This is a genomic window from uncultured Deefgea sp. (assembly GCF_947072475.1).
In the GTDB taxonomy this organism is placed as follows: Bacteria; Pseudomonadota; Gammaproteobacteria; order Burkholderiales; family Chitinibacteraceae; genus Deefgea.
Map to the genome: position 1 here is coordinate 1 of NZ_CAMTIA010000039.1, position 15500 is coordinate 15500.

Below are 15500 nucleotides of genomic sequence, written 5' to 3' on the forward strand. Positions count from 1 at the left end.
ATAGTTAATGGACCATCGGGCCATGGACTCAGTAATTACAGGGTTATCTGGATTTTCAAATACAGCCAATAGGCTCGCAATACGCGTCGAGTTTTCAGGTAGACGAACCCACTCTTGGCGCTTCAGTTCGTCGGTTACTGCAATCTTTTCCAAGTTCTTTCGACAATATGCCGTAAACACTTTTAGAATGTGCGGATGCCCTTTGATTTCTTGCGGCTGCCTAGATTGCGCCTTAACCTCAATCTGGCGTTCCGCTAGATCGCGCAATGATTTAAAAGCTGACATATCAAGATGGACTGAACGAGATATATCGGAGTTAGGCACACTGCCGCCTTCCATAGACACAATGCAAATCAACCGTGATACGAAACCTGTTGAAGCCAAGCCGCTCGTCATGAAAGTTCGAATTTCTTCTGGAACGCAAGTACCGATAATTGACAGCGAAGAATCAAAATCCAAGTTGTGGGAGTTTTCGTCTTTTGCATTGATCTGCCCTGGCGTTCCCTTGTTCGGACCGCCTGACGTAATATCATTTAGATATGACAAGTAGTCTTCGGAATTGGAGTCAGTCTTGAAACCAGTCTTAGACTTCGCTAGTTTTGCGATAGTCGATCCAATCTCGCGGGATACCTGTAGAACACCGTGATTGCGACCAAGAACCTTCATAATTGCTTGCGGCGAGGCCATCCTCTCTTGAATAAAGAAAGTTTTGTCGGTATCTTTCAACGCTGGAATGCAAGTCGGATCAGATAACATACGAGAAACTGCAATCACGTTATTAATGATTTCGTCTTTACCTACACCTGACGGCGCTCCAATAATCATGTATAGTGATGGGAACCGCCCCTCGCGAGAATAGGCAACATTAACCAAGCCTGCAATAATTCCCAGCGTGCTGGCAATACTAAACTCAGGAATAGAAGTTCGGGCTTGCTTGTGTAACCATTCACAAAGAACGCCAGCTTTGCCCACTGGAAGATCAATCGGAGCTAGTTGCCATTTCAAAGGAATATCATCGGCGCAAATTCCCGATTCTTCCAAGTAATCGTCCATTGTCTTACGATGCAAGGTTGGGAACATTTCCATGCGATCAATTTCAACAATGTCTTTCGCTTCATCGACTGTCAACCCGAGGGCTGCAATCTGCGACTCAGCCACCGCAACTTTGTCTCCAGTCAGTTTTGCAACTAACCGCGCAACACTCGATGAACCAATTGATTCGTCAATAATCGAGCCGTCCCACATATAGTGCTTGTTGCCGTCGAAAGCTCGAACAGGGTGCGAAGACTCAGGCCAATATTGCAACGCGCCGCGCATGGTTCGTTCGATGTAATCGAGACGATCATATTTCTGGGGCTGTTTGTTGTACTGTACGCGCAATTGCCCTATACGAGACGCTTTCAAGCACGCTTGCACCTGTGCGAAACTAGCGCCTACATAAGGGTCCAAAAGCATACCAGCCAAGATACCGTCAATCACTGAAAAGTCAATATCGTCGAGTGTAATTTCATGGCTAGGTTTATTGGCCACAATTGCTCTACGTACTTCTGCGGAATTTAGATCGAGATTGAACACTGCTTGGAATTTAGGGTTTGCCCACGCTCGTTGCTGAATAACTTCCATTGGAAATAATTCACGCTTTGCCTGAAACATTACCCCGTCGTCAACCATCTTATTGCGATTGGGGCGATTCGCGTCGAAGTAATCCAAATGCTCTTGCCGGTTTTCAATATTCGGGTTTATATTGAGCATGTTGCCCGTGCAGCGCATGAAGCGTTCTTCGGAATAGATTTCTACATTCGCGTGCAGAATGGGGTGGTATCCGCGAAGCGCAGGCATATACCCCTGAACCCAACAATGCAAACCACCATTGGCACTAAGTTCCGTGTACGAATTTAACCGCGTACAAATAGCAACATAATGGTCGAAAAGTTCAGGGTCTTGTTTCTTATTATCCAAGTCAATGCAAGTAAGACCAATGTTTACAATATCACCATTATCTAATGTTCTAATGTCAGGCTTTAATAATAAACCCATACCCCATTTAGGGTCATACTTAACCATATGCGCCCATTGCGCGTAAACAGTATCAAAGTCTTGGCCATATTCTTCAGGGTGGGATGACATTGCGCGACTCGGCGCGGTCATGCCTGCTTTGAAGTAATAAGGGATTTTATAATCGAAACTCGGGTCGTCTTGTGGACCAGCTAAACACCAAGTCATTTCACTTTTCATTGCTTGTGGAATATTTTCGGCTATCATTCAATTTCTTCCAAGTAATCTTGTACGCCTTCCCAAAACTCAGAATCTAAATACACCGACACGTTTCGGATCTGACCAACGGTGAAGGTTCCAGTGGCGATTCCTTGCTTCGCCCAATCGTACCCAGATTGGCGTTTAGTTGGCAAAAGCATCCAATGCACCAAACCTGCGAGCAATAGAACCCCTATCCAAGCGAATAAAATATCAAGCATGGCGCCTCAGTTTAGTTTTAGTTGCGGCAAAATTTTTACGATGGACGTTGCGTCCCAATAAGTTGATACAGTGGAGCCGCGATCAACCTCCACTGCAATTTCTCGACCTAGCTCAGTTAGGCGGTAGCCGCGGTGCGTGCGCTGGACATACCCGAGTTGCTCCAGAACGGGGTTAATTGTTTTGTGAGTGTGGCCACTTAAAAAAGCAATGTCTTTAAGGCTCATTGGTGCGGACATGATAATCTCCTATATTATTAAAATAGTATATAGTAAGAAGTTAACCAATGCAAGCAGGGATTCTATTTGCAATAGTGCAAACTAGCCGCGATTTGTTAGGGCTTTAATTTCTTTTTTCAACTCCGACACGCTGGCCTCAGTTGAATCAATTACAGACCCATACACCTTTTTAATCCCCAACGCAATCATTTCCCGCCCTCGGACCTCCTTCATCGACTTACCTCCGTCTCGAAGAAATTCAACATCAACCACTTTGAAATTTCGCTCAGTCTTACCAAAAGTCAATCTAATTGTATCCATTTGACCGCGGCAATCCACCTGTGCCAATTCAGATTTTAATTTTTTAAGATAATCCTCGACCTCTTCGAGTTCCGAAATTTTTGCACGCAAGATATTTAAGTCCATTTTAAATCTCCACTATACGAAAAGAAAATCGCTTCCAAGGTTTGAATCGCCAGTACGCCCCGAGTAGAAAGCAAACCCTAAATGAATATTTATGGATTTGGATTTCATAGGCGGTTGCGCCTTTAATCATTACGAAAATCATGGTAACTCTCCCAATTTAGTTTTAACATATTCGACTGTATTTGCGTCAATCGCCTGAACGTTGATAAAGTTGCAGCGATTAGCCACACCCTACTGACTGCATTTGTGCAAACTAATGTTTTTTCGGTTGACATTCCATTTGCCTCACAATCGCGTTTTAAGCGTTTCAAATTAAAAATAGAGGTCAGTACAAGCGCGTGCTGCTACAAGTCGCGTGTGCGTCGATTCTATCGCGTAATTTTGCGAATCTCACGCTGGATAAACAGGTAAAACGAGTATTTAGCTGTGCGACCTAAATCTTTACACTTTTTAGATTGACGGTATCCACTTCCGATGCGAGCTTCTTCGATACGAGCCAGTTCAACGGACCGTAGAGAGTAATAATCATTTTTGCAATGGATGCCTTGTTTTGCGAGAAGTTCAATTGCAAGTTGGATATCTGTGGCCATTTTGTACACCTTTGTGCTGGGTTGTTTATCAATACCTATATAATAATACAACACAGCACCAAGATCAACACTTTTAGTCCGAAGGTAGCTCAGGTTTTAGATTAACGATAACCCATTTGGCGATAAGGACTGTTTGTGGGAAAGCGCTACCGTGAATTCGTTTCGACGGAGGTGTATCGTTGGATCCCAACTCTTTATGAATTCGCACAGCCAATTCGTGGGCTTGAGCGTCCACGTGCGAGCTGTGAGTCTGCCCATCTTCGCTTTCGTAGCGTGTGACTGCTTTAACCATTTTTCATTCTCCATTCATCAAAAATTTTCTGATCTTTTGGACATATCAACGCCCCAAATACCGTGCGTTGTGACGATGCCATACTGCACTCGAGTTAAACGTTGACGATGGGCCAAACACTCCCACCTTTCGCTCGATAATTGATTTTGCTGCGTGACGATGTTCCCTACGGCGCTTGCGCTTATCAGCAGAATAGCCATACCATGTTAAATCTTTTCGGATTCTCATTTCCGTTTCCCCTTTCCACGTTTCGCAGCTCGAACACCCGAGTTGCAGGTGTATGCCAATTCAGCCATTTTCTACAATCAATCGCTCTCGTACATTGAATTCAATGAATCGAGCATAATGTCGGGCTGATTCATTATTTTTGCAAAGCCACTGCTTAAAACTTTGGACTCCACCAATGCGTCGATGTAACCTGAAACATACGCAGTGTTGGCATATGATTTGGTTGTTTTCAGCGTTTCAATCTGCGTTCGCAAATTAGCAAGAGTTGCTTCATCCATTGCAGTTCTCCAAGTCTTTTTCTATTTCATTAATTGAGGTAAGTACAGTTTGTACCGACTGTTCAAAATCATAATCGCGGCAAGCTTTAAACAGTTCGCAATACTGGCGCAACGGAACAGGGTCTACGTCAACTTCAATTAGACCATTTTCAACATTATCAAGGGCGTTAAACAGATCGCCGAATAAGCGATTCGGTTTGATACCGTGTGCCTCGTCTTCAAACCCAGACATTTCACCAAGACACTTAACGAAAACGCGCAACGTTAACGGTTTAAATAGGATTTTCATTTTCACTCTCCACGAAGATTAAATTATTACCATTCGATTCAGTATCAACACAAACGAGAAGTTTGGAGCCGACATCTTTACGCGGGCAAACGTAATCGTCCTCGGGGTGGTAGTAGCAACCAACACAAGGCGAAGCTAGTTTAGACTCAACCAATTTAATTTGCTTCATGGTCCAACTCCAAAAAGTATTGTTCAACACATTTTTCAACTTCGGAAATTTGCCAATCTGCCATTTTGCTCATGACAGACTGACCGTAAACCCAGATATATTTAATTATCCAGTCACGGGAGCTATCACGCTCGACTGTAGCAACCGCGAAGTATTGCGGAGCCTCTGGGCTTAGTGTTTCAATGCCCTCGAAAACTACATTAATTTGATGGCGCATGATCTTCTCCTTATCGATACCTATATAATAATCTAAGATCATGCCGCTGTCAATTATTTAGTTCCAACCAAAGGAACGCTAAAATTGTTAGCAATTGCTTCAACCATTCGATGTTTCAATTGTTCGTGAAACCGATTGGGTACATATCCACCCGACCAAACATTGTTTGATTCAACTACAGTACCCCATGGCATTTTAAAACGGAACAGCCTGCCGCCATGGCCCAAATACTCGTCGGAGTCATTTCTAAATATTTTTGCTTGAAAAGAAACCAGTTCATAACCATCGGAAATCGGAGCCAATACACGATAAGGTGAGTCTTTTTCGGTAATCGGGCCAAGCAAACCTTCAACAGTTATATTCCAATGATTACAATGAAAACACAAATCTTTGGCGCAAGGTCTACCTGTGCTTGTATTTCGTACGGCGGGCATACCACAAGACTTACAGAGGTATATTGATTCCACTGGACGAGCATTAAAATAACCAAGATTGTTTGCAATATCTCGAATCCCGTTCGCGATCATTGCTTTCTCAATGATATTGGTTTCTTCCATAAGTAAAATGGACCGTATCGTTATCCAACTTCCACACTCGTGAAGTATATTCATTATTGTGGCTCTTTCAAAGTAACAACAGTTGTGGTTTTGAATTCAGCTTCCACGCGTTCGCTGTCAGGGTTGTCTAAAATTTTGCGAAGGTTATCATCAGGGCGATGGTACAACAAACCCGTTAGATCACTTGCCGCATTAATGTCATTGGTCCATGAAGCAAACTCACAGGTTTTGGTACCCGTCCATGGTGCTTCTTTGCAACGAACAACTAAATATACCCCTGTATTTTTACTGCGGACAATATACCCCATTTCTCAGTCCTCCGGTTGTAACTTAGTTGCCAATTCGCAAATCTCACCGTAATGGCGATTGCCTTCACCTGTGAGCAAACAATTGGCAAAGTTGATAATTAATTCGCGCATTTCAAAATTGTCATTATGGTTGCTAATGTCGCGCATGAAGCGACGCGAGACCCGATGGATATGAAAAGGCTCCATCCCAGTATCGGCAATGCGTTGCTCGGCGTAAGTTGTGACAGTTTTAAGCGCACGTTCGAAGTTCTTTTCTGTGGCCACAATCAATTCGTCGAGAGCATTTTTCCATCTCCAGTGCAGCTTTAGGATTGGTGCAATACAAACCAAGCAGTTCGGAATAGTCCTTCGCACAAAAAGGCGCATCATGGTACTTCAACGCATTTCCAATAAAGTGATGCTGCCGCAAAGCCGCAGGCATATCTCCGGAGGAGATTAGGTATTGGAGTAAGTTCGATTGCATTGCGACTAGGTGGTTTAGTAAAGTGACGGCCATGATTAGTTCTCCGAAGCTTTAGACATGAAATTACAGATATGGGCCGAGTTCTCGCCATAACGAGAAGTGAGCGCATCCAAGAACCAATGATTGGCATTTAGGGCTAGACCTTGCTCGCATTGGTGAATTGCATTCCAGTAGCAACGAGCGACGGTTGAGTTACTATGCGACTTTGCATATGTGGCAATAGAGTCGCCTTCAGGAAAGGTTTCCATCAGGGCTTTGAGTGCGGGTGCTTTGAGCATGGCGATTACCCCACAACATTAAAGTGAAAGTGGAGCTGTGCTTGGATTGCACGCTGACCGATGAAGATTGGATAATATCGACCTTCTTCAGTGATTGCGATGAAATAGGTTTGGTCGCTCATATCGTTTGGACCAATTTTCTTTTCGACTGCTTTGATTGCGTTCGCTTTGGTTGCGTAAGTGCGAACAGCTTCGAGTTCGATGTAATGGGCCATGTTAGTTATCCTTATTAAGCTTCGTGAACGGTTGCTTTTGCATACTTGCTTGGAGCTTGGCGAAACTGAGCATTCATATCGGCGCAATGCTTTTCCGCAGTACGTTTGTTCCACGCAATACGGTTGCGATATTGAAGCAATTGAAAACCGCCGGCGTTAAGGTATAGGCGTACTTCGTATTGTGTTGCGGATGCGGTCATTTTGATTACCTCGTTGCGTTTGTTTATTTGATAACTGAATTGTATATAGGAATGATACCGAAAGCAAGGAAATTGTGCCAGAAAGAATGAAATAATTTGAATAGTTTAAAATTACATAAAATAGCTTAAAATAAGTTGCGAATAACAAGGTAAACGCTCATAATAGATTGAAATAACAGAAGGGCGCTAGGAATATGTAGATATGTATAGATGTAGATAAATATACAAATACTTGGTAATACCAATACCGAAACCCAAATATGTGTATTTGTATAGGTAGAATGATATTACTATATAGTATTTTTCTACCCCCTTTACCCCCTTATTATTTTATATATTAGTACAGTAAAGCTGGGGGTTAAGGGCTGGGTGTCTTATGCTATATCTCGTGGATTTAGCTATTTTTCCACGTAAAATTATTTCATACTCGTTTAATTGGTGAGGTTTACAATATGGCAAAGTTTACATTTAAGGTTGAAAAAGTTGAGCCGAGCGGGGAGTTGGATCCGAGCTACTTATTGGAGCTTAGAAAGCAATCAATCGACCGACAAGTTAAAGCCGCAAGGGTTGAATATTATCGCGATGTGCAAGAGGCGCGTGCGCGGGAAAGAACTGAATTTACAAGGTGGACTGGCGTTAAGCCGACCGTTGCAGGAATTGGTAGAGTTGATGTACAAAAGGCTACTGACATTATTTACTATTCTATTTGGTCTGCCATGCTCAACCGAGCAGCGAAGGCGAGCAAAGCGGAGGCGTTAAAAGAGGTGCAACCGTTTGGTCGAAATGGAAAGATGTTAACTCCAACTGAGATTAAAAAGAAGATGGCCGACGCCGCAAAAGCGAGGCGTAGCAAATTGAATGTATGCGAAAGTTGGCGCTATTTTTCTCGATTCATTGAATGGTGCGATAAGCGTTGGTTCCCAGGCTCTTGCTTAGTAATTATTCTACCGGATTGCAATGAGTTCTCGCCCGAAAATTGTATGTTCGTCGCCAAGCCGGATATGCACAAACTACGGTTAATTAAACAATTGTATCCAAAGCATTTGCCGAGCGAGCTTTTGGATACAGACCTTGGCGCATGTTTAACAGAATGGTATAAGGAGAACCAAAAATGAGTACCCAATTAGAAACAGGTATCAAGGCGTTGATGGACGAAGACTTGCCGCAGAAGTTTAGCCGCTATGATGTAATTCGAGTCTTGCACAAACAATGTGGCCGCTGGTACTCAGCCGCATCTGCGACCATGTTCATAAAGAAGCTAATGGCTGAGGGTTTGGTTGAGCGCGTTGTAAATGGTCGGCGTAAAGAAAATGAGCCAGACTTGTTTGCAGAAGTTCGGACAAAAAAGCGTAGCAGTGGGTCGTGATTGCTATATAATGTAATTACTGAAACGCGATATAGGAAAAGCGAAATGACTCCCGAACAACTTAGTTATGTTGAAGGCCAAATGTTACAGGTAGCGCCTTTGCCAATTTATGAAGACGGCAACGGTCAGTTTATGATCCAACTGTTTAGCGCCAAAGGCCACACCAAGCATTTGAACATCACCAACGAGCAGTTTAGTAAAATTGAAGATATTCTTTTGGGAGTAAAATAATGTCTGAAGCCATCATTGAAAAATGCCGCAAACTGTTAGCCATGAGCAATCAGGATGCGAGTCCAGAAGAAGCGGCGACCGCAGCCTCAATGTTGCGTAAATTGATGGATAAGCATCAGCTAGATGAATCCATGTTGGAAGGTAAAGATGCGCCGATCTTTGGTTTTAAGATTGACGGTCAATTGTACCGTTCAATGCCTAAGTGGATGCCTAGTTTGGCGATTGAGGTTGCCAAATACAATGATTGCATCGTTGAGTGGGGATATACCCAAGGCTGCAAACAATTGCGCTTTAAAGGTTACGCCGAAGATTGTGAGATCGCCATGGCTATGTTCGAGTATCTACGGAATCAAATCCAACACTTGTGCAAATTGTATTGCGGTTCTGAAGGCGTGTCAGGGAATGACCGCAAAAAGACAAACGCGTTTATGGCTGGCGCGTGCCAAGTTATTCGCAATCGTCTTGCCGCCATGATGCAAGAGCGAAAAACCGCTGAAAGCTCGACTGCATTGGTTGTTATCAAATCTGCTGCGGTTGAAGAAGAATTTGGCCCAGCTCGTTATCAAAAGGTGCAGCACGCAGTCAATGACGCAGGCTCACTTGCAGCTGGGCGCGTTGCAGGTGCGAGCGTTTCAATCCATAAGGAAGTCCAATAATGCAAACTCTTAATCAAATCCTAGCAGCCATTGGCTTGCAGATACTAAATACCCCGACAGGGGTTACGCGGAACCATTTATGCGATGCCCAGATCCATATTATGGCAGCCATGGAACCATGCGCCATTGAGCATTTTGGTGTCGAAGCAGGCGTTGCTTTTGGTGAGCAAATTCAGACTATCATATTGGAAGCCGTTGACTCAAATGGCGAAATGACGTTGAACCAGATTTATGAGCTGATCGAGGGAATGAGTGTGGCTGCTGGTCTACCCAAAGCGTATTTGCGGAATCAAGTTAAACTCCAAGTATTCTCTCTTGTTAATATTGGCAGTCTTGTATTACCCAAAGGTGGCGCCGAAAGCGAGAACGTGTATCGCTTGCCGCTTCAAAATGCGGAGAACTTGATTTTGGAAAAATGATCGGAGTGGGATTTAATTAGTGGATTTTGGTTTTCTGGATTTCTGACACGCCGCATGTATAGGGCGTGTCTTTGTTTTGGCTGAAATTTGTCACTTTACTAGACCATATAATGTCTTTTGATATAATATATTTCTATATAATATCTTTCCGTATAATGTCGTTTGCTAATATAGCGAAAGCCTATCCAGGTGTGAGAAGCGATAGGTTTTTTCTATAATGTGCGACTTGCTGAATTTTACGTGTCAATTGAGACCAATTCTCAAATAGAATTAGGATTTGTAAAATTGCAAAAACTAATCCTATTTATTGACAATTCTATAAAAATAGTGTATTCGCGTGCGCGTTTATTAGAAAGGCTGCAAACTATTGACAAGATCAAAATTGTAAGCGACGCCGTAAGCTGTTCGTACATTTCGTTACACTATAGCTAGTTGTTATATAGGAATTCGTGTATAATGAAGTTATCGAATCAAAGCACAGAAGCAGAAAGGATTAGAAAATATGAAAACAGTCACTTTTCAAATTGCAGGGATTGAATATAAAAAGGCATATACAAACGAATTGCATAATGCATTAGTCGTGAATAAAATTGTTTACTTTGTTTCTAATTAATTAAATCTTTATTAAGGAATATTAAATTATGTCTAATACCTATACTTCAGAGTTCTTCAAAACTAAAAAAGCTGCTGTTGATTTTCTTAAATCTCGCGCTGATTTAGATCAAAATGCAGAGATTGTTAAAAGTGAAGAAGGTTATTCCTTTGACGCTGCAATTGCTGAAATTAAAGAAGATGCAGCGCCTACAATCGCTGAATTGCAGGCGCAAATTGCAGAATTGAAAGCAGCACAAAAAACAAAAAAAGCGCGTCAAATAGGCTGCAAAGCTTTCCTGAATGCCCTATTCGATCAGGTAGGAAAATCAATTACATATAGCGAATTACTAGAGCTATGCCCTAAGAAAGAAGGCTCTAGCCTTGTGAGCGTAGAAAGTACGCTGCGTACTGCGATTAGCGACCTTGCAAGCCCTAAGTATTCGCAAGGCTACGACCTGATGCACATTGTTCGCAGCGTGTCGCCTGAAGGCGTAATAAGCTATACACGCAGCGAAAAAAGCCTAGCTGAACTACGCAGCGAAAAGGCAGCACAAAAGCAGCTTGAATTAATTGCAGCTAAAAAGGTAAAAGCTGATAAATTGCAGGCTGAATTAAAGGAATTGCAATCTAAACTGTCAATTAGCTAATTAATACAATGCACGCTATTAATTAGCGTGCATTAATTAATTATTTAAAAAGGAGATAATGCAATGAATTGCGACTATGTTATAGATTTAGCATCATTCAAAGGGTATTCTGTTATTGTTGATTTAAACAATGTAGATTCTGATTTTGTTAATTTTGTAAAATTAGGCTATAGCGATACATTTAAGCGCGATTGCCTAGTTATTGCACACCCTGTTTATTTAAAGGCATTAAACCCTGATAATAACTGCACAAATGCGACATATTCTGAAAGTATTTTATTTTGTAAAACCCTTTCTAATAATAGAATTCTAATTGACGTTGATTTAATTAATTCTGTGCTATTTGAAACTATGAGTAACTGTTTTATACAGCTTTACACTGATAACGAAAGTATCGAAAATAAGGACGTGTATATTAGAGTTTTGCAACGTAATAATGACTTATATATTGACGACGATAATTATCATATTACAGGCTGCATAGGCTATTTATTTAAAGGGAGTTGCTAAAATGCAAAATAAAATTTATGCAGTTGTAGGTAAAAATAAACTCGATTTACAAATGCTAACTTTAGCTTTTGAAAATGCAATTTTATTGCATTTATCTAGTGATTTTGATTGCAATGAAATGCATTATAATTGTGAAATTCGTTTATTGTCTGATAGCGAGGAATGTGCAGATATTTTTATTCCTGCATTTCAGCCTGTAGATAATTTTGTGATTAATTCAATTTACTATAAAGAAAACCCTGCTTTATTTATTGCAGAATGCAATAAGTTTAAATTGTGTAATTCATTACTCTGTATTGATTACTTAAATGATTGTGAGCATAGAAAATTAATTGATTTATCTCGTAACTAAATTAAAAGGGTAATTAAAATGATTTTCGATTATATAATTAACAGTGACTCGCTAAACGTACATTTTGATATTTTGATTTATGACAATCAGTTTATTAATAATGAATTTTTTATTCTAACTGATTTGCATTTAAAAACTGTCGCAATGACAAATAGTACAGGTGAATCAATACAATTAATAATACCTATTAGACGTAAGGGCGACTTAATTATTATTAGTTCAATTGCGTTATTAAACGAATTAAAATCTAAAGAATTTTATATTTTACAATTAGTGTCTGACAATGTTATTAATATTGAATTGCGTCACGAAATAGACTTGCAATTGTCCTATTTAGATAATGATGACGACGATTTACAGCACGCTTTAAGTTTTGATTGTGATATATCAGCGAGTGATTTAATCAAATTGATTAATTTTAATAACTAGACACCCCCCCCCCTAGGCATTCTTTGCCTAGAAAGGGGAGAGGTTGGGGTCTCCCCGACTCCTGGCCAATATTCTCCAAAGTCACTATATACCATTAACACCAACTCTATTGCCCAACTGTAAATCCCCGACTCTCGTTTGGTACGGTTCTCAAAATCTCGGTGGTGGAAATTCTATATAATCATACCAACTATTATCTATGTGACGAGTGACACATCGTATTCACAATAATGGGCGTATAATAGTTATTAACCGAAATTATATTGTGCTAATATAAGTGGATAACGTTATGTTCGAGAATATTATGGCAGATCAAGAAGTATCGCAGGCAATCCAAACTATTGTGGCCGATGGACGCGATCATTCTCAGAAATTGGATAGAGTTCTCGAAGCTCTGAATACGATGAAGATTGACCAAGCGGTTGTCTCGCACAGAATTGAAAGCGCCGAAAAGGATATTCAAGATATCCACGCCAAGCATAGTGTCTTTCTGCAAGTGGTCGAGTCGATAGGTATGCTTAACAATACGCTAAGTTCCCAAGACCAGAAATTGGGCCATCTTAATGAAAAAATAGATCGGTTCGCTATTCACAAGCAAGCCATGGAAACGGATATTGAAGATTTGGGTAAAGCCGATGTGGAACTGGCAAAACGCATTACAGAGTTGACAACTGAAAAAGATACTGTTATAAAGGTATCAGCTTGGGCCTCTGCTGTAATTTTCACTTTTATATTAGCCGCTGGCAGTTGGTTCGCTTCACGAATGATGGAAGACCACGATGCGATTGTGGTATTACGCGAAAAAGTTTCGGACATGGAAGAAGGCGGTAAAAAATGATTAAGGTTAAAACAGGAGGTGGTCGCTCTATCCCCGTTCCTGCTTCGCAGTCAATGGCTGTTCATGATGGCGGCGGATTGGACGCAGGCAGCAGTCTTGGTGCGGGGGGTGATGCAGGGTATTACATAATCCTACCAAGCGGTGATATTACTGGTGTCGCTGACACTGCGGCCATTATGTCGGCGCACAACGATAATCCAACTGGCGCTTATATTACGCTAGGTCTTGGGATGTTCTATGTAGATCAGTCACTTCGTCGTTTTGTTAATCCTATTTCGATTCAAGGGCTAGGTAAGGGGCTTACTACCATCAAAATAGTAGCCACAACAAAAGGTGTTGGCGGAGGGTGGGGCGTAGGCCAAGCAACCAATGTCGCAAATGTCATCGAATTCTACGGTGACAATTGGCGACTCAGCGAATTGACTTTAGATGCCAATGTGCAAGACCCCGATATTGACTACCCGTTCGCTCCTTATGACGATTCCGACTCGGTTAGAAATTGTCTAAGGGTAGTTAACTCAAAAAATTGGGCGATCAGTAACGTGGAACTCAAGAATGCACCATTTCACGGTTTGATCGCGGTTGGTAAATTAAGTAATTTCTCAATCACAGGGGTGGACGCACATCATAATGGCTGGCGTGGTATGCATTGCCACGCCGAGTCTGGCAATGCGAATGACAGTTTCATTGTTACAGGTAATCAGTTTTACCGTAACGGTGCTAGTCCACACCATGCATACACTGCATTTGCAGCGGTAACAGCGGGGAGTAAAGTTATTCAATTGACTGCGGCGGATTTTGTCAGATTCCACCCTGAACCTATTGGTCAAGTGATAACAATCAATGGGGCGGGGGCAGGTGGTGGAACTTATCACAGTTCGGTCACTGCGTTTGATGCCGTTGCGTACACTGTGACTTGCAATAACTTTATCAAAACCACAGTTGCCAAGGCTCAAGTTCACATTGAAGGCGACTATGGAAACGCAGGTATGTTCTGTGCCTTTGGCGCGCAACGAGCAATTATCTCCAACAATATTATCCGTGATGAAAACGGCCTTGGTTTACAGATTAGTAAATACAGTGATACTTACCGCACCAATCTGGGTGGCGCGACAGTGTTGGTAATGAAAAATGACTTGTCTACGATTTACTTGGATGCCGCAGGCTACACAACATTGAAAACATCGGCAGGCTCGAATTTAGCTGCCACTTACCTGCAAGTGGAGTCGCTTGGAGATGGTACGGCTTGGAGTATACCCGCATCCTTTCTAGCATTTAACGACGCTCAAAAGTCCGTACAAATCACCAACGCATCTAAGTACCCACCAAACTGGGGTATCAATTTGGTGGGTACTATTTACACAACTAACCCTGCAACTAACTCAATAGACACTGACCAAGTGGTGAGTGAAGGTAATGTTATTACAAATTGCCATACAGGGCTTCTTGTTGGTGGTGTTGAGGAGGCGAAAATATCAGCGGTAATCACTAAATCGAAATTTTACGGCGCTATTGTGTCGGGCAAAAACTTGGACATTGATCTAACTGTAAAAGACTCTGGTATTCACAACCTTGTTCTTGTCAGCTCAACAGAAGCCCCGCTTGACACAATTAGCATGACTGGCGTTCTTGATGGTTCTGGCGCTTCTAACATTATGGTCAAAAAGTCAGGCACTCCCGCGTTTACAAAGCGGATTACCCTTGATTATCGCTTGGTTGTGAAAAACGGTGGACAAAACCCTCACTATAATCAACCTGATAATCTCATAGGCTCACAGAGTTGCGTTGGGGTACAGGTGACCGCAGGTGTTAAATCGTTCAAAAGTATGGCGACGATTAACGCCAATTCCAAGGGTGCATTTGAGTTGTGGGATTGCACCCGCGTGCGTATCTCTGGAGATTTGTCGGATAATTCACCAGCGGTAGGGGCGGGGATGGGGTCTGGGTCAACTGTGATTAATCTAAGAGGAACTTGTTCAGACGTATTGATCGAAAGCGCATCCTTAATTGCTGATGAAAGAACCAATGATTATCTTGCTCTTGAAGCAGCAAATACGTGTACCGATGTAGTTTTCCGATTCAACAGGACGAATATGAATCGTGCTGGAGCTGGAGGCAACATCGTAGTTATGGGTGCTGGCTCAGGAAATCGCTACTACGGCAACACGATACCCGCAGGCACGACTATCTCAGGCGGCACAGGTGGTATGCCTACTGCTTAGTGATTTTATGAAAACAAGGCAGCAGCTCCCAATCCG

General features: G+C 42.0%; 25 protein-coding genes. 11 read left to right on the plus strand and 14 right to left on the minus strand.

What is annotated here, in order from left to right; all coding sequences use genetic code 11:
* The 14 genes from Q0V82_RS11895 to Q0V82_RS11960 form a co-directional block, all read right to left on the minus strand.
* The coding region (locus Q0V82_RS11895) for a DUF3987 domain-containing protein (protein WP_297575987.1) at nt 1–2262 on the minus strand (2262 nt) is incomplete at its 3' end.
* Nucleotides 2259–2474 (minus strand): hypothetical protein, encoded by a 216-nt coding sequence (locus Q0V82_RS11900; protein ID WP_297575990.1) that lies wholly within the window; start codon nt 2472–2474, stop codon nt 2259–2261. The genes Q0V82_RS11900 and Q0V82_RS11895, both read right to left, overlap by 4 nt.
* 6 nt (nt 2475–2480) lie before the next feature.
* Nucleotides 2481–2711: a hypothetical protein gene (locus Q0V82_RS11905; RefSeq protein ID WP_297575992.1), complete on the minus strand. Its 231-nt coding sequence runs from the start codon at nt 2709–2711 to the stop codon at nt 2481–2483.
* A gap of 81 nt (nt 2712–2792) precedes the next feature.
* Nucleotides 2793–3116 carry a hypothetical protein gene (locus Q0V82_RS11910; protein WP_297575994.1) on the minus strand — a complete coding sequence of 108 codons (324 nt, stop codon included), beginning with the start codon at nt 3114–3116 and terminating at the stop codon, nt 2793–2795.
* Between the two features lie 368 nt (nt 3117–3484).
* Complete coding sequence (locus tag Q0V82_RS11915) at nt 3485–3706, minus strand: hypothetical protein (protein ID WP_297575996.1); 222 nt, start codon at nt 3704–3706, stop codon at nt 3485–3487.
* A 597-nt stretch (nt 3707–4303) separates the two neighbouring features.
* A complete protein-coding gene (locus Q0V82_RS11920; protein WP_297575998.1) occupies nt 4304–4504 on the minus strand; it encodes a hypothetical protein in 201 nt (66 codons plus the stop codon).
* Nucleotides 4497–4793 (minus strand): hypothetical protein, encoded by a 297-nt coding sequence (locus Q0V82_RS11925; protein WP_297575999.1) that lies wholly within the window; start codon nt 4791–4793, stop codon nt 4497–4499. Before Q0V82_RS11925 ends, Q0V82_RS11920 begins: the two co-directional genes overlap by 8 nt.
* Entirely contained in the window at nt 4777–4962 is a 186-nt protein-coding gene (locus tag Q0V82_RS11930; RefSeq protein ID WP_297576001.1) for a hypothetical protein, read from the minus strand. The genes Q0V82_RS11925 and Q0V82_RS11930 overlap by 17 nt, the downstream gene beginning before the upstream one ends.
* Nucleotides 4949–5179, minus strand: coding sequence for a hypothetical protein (locus tag Q0V82_RS11935; protein WP_297576003.1), 231 nt, complete (start codon nt 5177–5179; stop codon nt 4949–4951). The genes Q0V82_RS11930 and Q0V82_RS11935 overlap by 14 nt, the downstream gene beginning before the upstream one ends.
* Nucleotides 5180–5232: 53 nt before the next feature.
* A complete protein-coding gene (locus Q0V82_RS11940; RefSeq protein WP_297576005.1) occupies nt 5233–5736 on the minus strand; it encodes a hypothetical protein in 504 nt (167 codons plus the stop codon).
* Nucleotides 5737–5789: 53 nt separating this feature from the next.
* Nucleotides 5790–6044 (minus strand): hypothetical protein, encoded by a 255-nt coding sequence (locus Q0V82_RS11945; protein ID WP_297576007.1) that lies wholly within the window; start codon nt 6042–6044, stop codon nt 5790–5792.
* Between the two features lie 3 nt (nt 6045–6047).
* Complete coding sequence (locus tag Q0V82_RS11950; RefSeq protein ID WP_297576009.1) at nt 6048–6413, minus strand: hypothetical protein; 366 nt, start codon at nt 6411–6413, stop codon at nt 6048–6050.
* Between the two features lie 377 nt (nt 6414–6790).
* Entirely contained in the window at nt 6791–7000 is a 210-nt protein-coding gene (locus tag Q0V82_RS11955) for a hypothetical protein (protein WP_297576011.1), read from the minus strand.
* Nucleotides 7001–7014: 14 nt separating this feature from the next.
* Nucleotides 7015–7200, minus strand: a complete 186-nt coding sequence (locus Q0V82_RS11960; protein ID WP_297576013.1) for a hypothetical protein — start codon at nt 7198–7200, stop codon at nt 7015–7017.
* 452 nt (nt 7201–7652) lie between these two features.
* Between Q0V82_RS11960 and Q0V82_RS11965 the strand changes: the two genes are divergently transcribed.
* The 11 genes from Q0V82_RS11965 to Q0V82_RS12015 all read left to right on the plus strand — a co-directional run bounded on the left by Q0V82_RS11965 (nt 7653) and on the right by Q0V82_RS12015 (nt 15464).
* Nucleotides 7653–8315: a hypothetical protein gene (locus Q0V82_RS11965; protein WP_297576015.1), complete on the plus strand. Its 663-nt coding sequence runs from the start codon at nt 7653–7655 to the stop codon at nt 8313–8315.
* On the plus strand, nt 8312–8566 hold the full coding sequence (locus tag Q0V82_RS11970; protein ID WP_297576018.1) for a hypothetical protein: 255 nt from the start codon (nt 8312–8314) through the stop codon (nt 8564–8566). Before Q0V82_RS11965 ends, Q0V82_RS11970 begins: the two co-directional genes overlap by 4 nt.
* 45 nt (nt 8567–8611) lie before the next feature.
* The gene (locus Q0V82_RS11975; protein ID WP_297576021.1) at nt 8612–8797 is read left to right on the plus strand and encodes a hypothetical protein; all 186 of its coding nucleotides are present in this window, start codon (nt 8612–8614) and stop codon (nt 8795–8797) included.
* A complete protein-coding gene (locus Q0V82_RS11980) occupies nt 8797–9453 on the plus strand; it encodes a DUF2786 domain-containing protein (RefSeq protein ID WP_297576023.1) in 657 nt (218 codons plus the stop codon). Before Q0V82_RS11975 ends, Q0V82_RS11980 begins: the two co-directional genes overlap by 1 nt.
* Nucleotides 9453–9872, plus strand: coding sequence for a hypothetical protein (locus tag Q0V82_RS11985; protein WP_297576025.1), 420 nt, complete (start codon nt 9453–9455; stop codon nt 9870–9872). Before Q0V82_RS11980 ends, Q0V82_RS11985 begins: the two co-directional genes overlap by 1 nt.
* A gap of 641 nt (nt 9873–10513) precedes the next feature.
* On the plus strand, nt 10514–11113 hold the full coding sequence (locus Q0V82_RS11990) for a hypothetical protein (RefSeq protein ID WP_297576027.1): 600 nt from the start codon (nt 10514–10516) through the stop codon (nt 11111–11113).
* Nucleotides 11114–11176: 63 nt separating this feature from the next.
* Nucleotides 11177–11623, plus strand: a complete 447-nt coding sequence (locus Q0V82_RS11995) for a hypothetical protein (protein WP_297576029.1) — start codon at nt 11177–11179, stop codon at nt 11621–11623.
* A 1-nt stretch (nt 11624) separates the two neighbouring features.
* Nucleotides 11625–11975, plus strand: a complete 351-nt coding sequence (locus Q0V82_RS12000) for a hypothetical protein (protein WP_297576031.1) — start codon at nt 11625–11627, stop codon at nt 11973–11975.
* 18 nt (nt 11976–11993) lie between these two features.
* Entirely contained in the window at nt 11994–12404 is a 411-nt protein-coding gene (locus Q0V82_RS12005; protein WP_297576033.1) for a hypothetical protein, read from the plus strand.
* 289 nt (nt 12405–12693) lie between these two features.
* Entirely contained in the window at nt 12694–13242 is a 549-nt protein-coding gene (locus Q0V82_RS12010) for a hypothetical protein (protein ID WP_297576035.1), read from the plus strand.
* Complete coding sequence (locus tag Q0V82_RS12015) at nt 13239–15464, plus strand: hypothetical protein (protein WP_297576037.1); 2226 nt, start codon at nt 13239–13241, stop codon at nt 15462–15464. Before Q0V82_RS12010 ends, Q0V82_RS12015 begins: the two co-directional genes overlap by 4 nt.
* The last annotated feature ends 36 nt before the right edge of the window (nt 15465–15500 follow it).

What these genes read in the sequence shown, in the direction of transcription:
- Q0V82_RS11950 (WP_297576009.1), bottom strand. Translation starts at nt 6,413, where the DNA reads ATGATGCGCCTTTTTGTGCGAAGGACTATTCCGAACTGCTTGGTTTGT.
- Q0V82_RS12000 (WP_297576031.1), top strand. Translation starts at nt 11,625, where the DNA reads ATGCAAAATAAAATTTATGCAGTTGTAGGTAAAAATAAACTCGATTTA.
- Q0V82_RS11930 (WP_297576001.1), bottom strand. Translation starts at nt 4,962, where the DNA reads ATGAAGCAAATTAAATTGGTTGAGTCTAAACTAGCTTCGCCTTGTGTT.
- Q0V82_RS11995 (WP_297576029.1), top strand. Translation starts at nt 11,177, where the DNA reads ATGAATTGCGACTATGTTATAGATTTAGCATCATTCAAAGGGTATTCT.
- Q0V82_RS11990 (WP_297576027.1), top strand. Translation starts at nt 10,514, where the DNA reads ATGTCTAATACCTATACTTCAGAGTTCTTCAAAACTAAAAAAGCTGCT.
- Q0V82_RS11960 (WP_297576013.1), bottom strand. Translation starts at nt 7,200, where the DNA reads ATGACCGCATCCGCAACACAATACGAAGTACGCCTATACCTTAACGCC.
- Q0V82_RS11920 (WP_297575998.1), bottom strand. Translation starts at nt 4,504, where the DNA reads ATGGATGAAGCAACTCTTGCTAATTTGCGAACGCAGATTGAAACGCTG.
- Q0V82_RS11980 (WP_297576023.1), top strand. Translation starts at nt 8,797, where the DNA reads ATGTCTGAAGCCATCATTGAAAAATGCCGCAAACTGTTAGCCATGAGC.
- Q0V82_RS11985 (WP_297576025.1), top strand. Translation starts at nt 9,453, where the DNA reads ATGCAAACTCTTAATCAAATCCTAGCAGCCATTGGCTTGCAGATACTA.
- Q0V82_RS12010 (WP_297576035.1), top strand. Translation starts at nt 12,694, where the DNA reads ATGTTCGAGAATATTATGGCAGATCAAGAAGTATCGCAGGCAATCCAA.
- Q0V82_RS11965 (WP_297576015.1), top strand. Translation starts at nt 7,653, where the DNA reads ATGGCAAAGTTTACATTTAAGGTTGAAAAAGTTGAGCCGAGCGGGGAG.
- Q0V82_RS11945 (WP_297576007.1), bottom strand. Translation starts at nt 6,044, where the DNA reads ATGGGGTATATTGTCCGCAGTAAAAATACAGGGGTATATTTAGTTGTT.
- Q0V82_RS11915 (WP_297575996.1), bottom strand. Translation starts at nt 3,706, where the DNA reads ATGGCCACAGATATCCAACTTGCAATTGAACTTCTCGCAAAACAAGGC.
- Q0V82_RS11910 (WP_297575994.1), bottom strand. Translation starts at nt 3,116, where the DNA reads ATGGACTTAAATATCTTGCGTGCAAAAATTTCGGAACTCGAAGAGGTC.
- Q0V82_RS12005 (WP_297576033.1), top strand. Translation starts at nt 11,994, where the DNA reads ATGATTTTCGATTATATAATTAACAGTGACTCGCTAAACGTACATTTT.
- Q0V82_RS11955 (WP_297576011.1), bottom strand. Translation starts at nt 7,000, where the DNA reads ATGGCCCATTACATCGAACTCGAAGCTGTTCGCACTTACGCAACCAAA.
- Q0V82_RS11935 (WP_297576003.1), bottom strand. Translation starts at nt 5,179, where the DNA reads ATGCGCCATCAAATTAATGTAGTTTTCGAGGGCATTGAAACACTAAGC.
- Q0V82_RS11905 (WP_297575992.1), bottom strand. Translation starts at nt 2,711, where the DNA reads ATGTCCGCACCAATGAGCCTTAAAGACATTGCTTTTTTAAGTGGCCAC.
- Q0V82_RS11900 (WP_297575990.1), bottom strand. Translation starts at nt 2,474, where the DNA reads ATGCTTGATATTTTATTCGCTTGGATAGGGGTTCTATTGCTCGCAGGT.
- Q0V82_RS11940 (WP_297576005.1), bottom strand. Translation starts at nt 5,736, where the DNA reads ATGGAAGAAACCAATATCATTGAGAAAGCAATGATCGCGAACGGGATT.
- Q0V82_RS12015 (WP_297576037.1), top strand. Translation starts at nt 13,239, where the DNA reads ATGATTAAGGTTAAAACAGGAGGTGGTCGCTCTATCCCCGTTCCTGCT.
- Q0V82_RS11975 (WP_297576021.1), top strand. Translation starts at nt 8,612, where the DNA reads ATGACTCCCGAACAACTTAGTTATGTTGAAGGCCAAATGTTACAGGTA.
- Q0V82_RS11925 (WP_297575999.1), bottom strand. Translation starts at nt 4,793, where the DNA reads ATGAAAATCCTATTTAAACCGTTAACGTTGCGCGTTTTCGTTAAGTGT.
- Q0V82_RS11970 (WP_297576018.1), top strand. Translation starts at nt 8,312, where the DNA reads ATGAGTACCCAATTAGAAACAGGTATCAAGGCGTTGATGGACGAAGAC.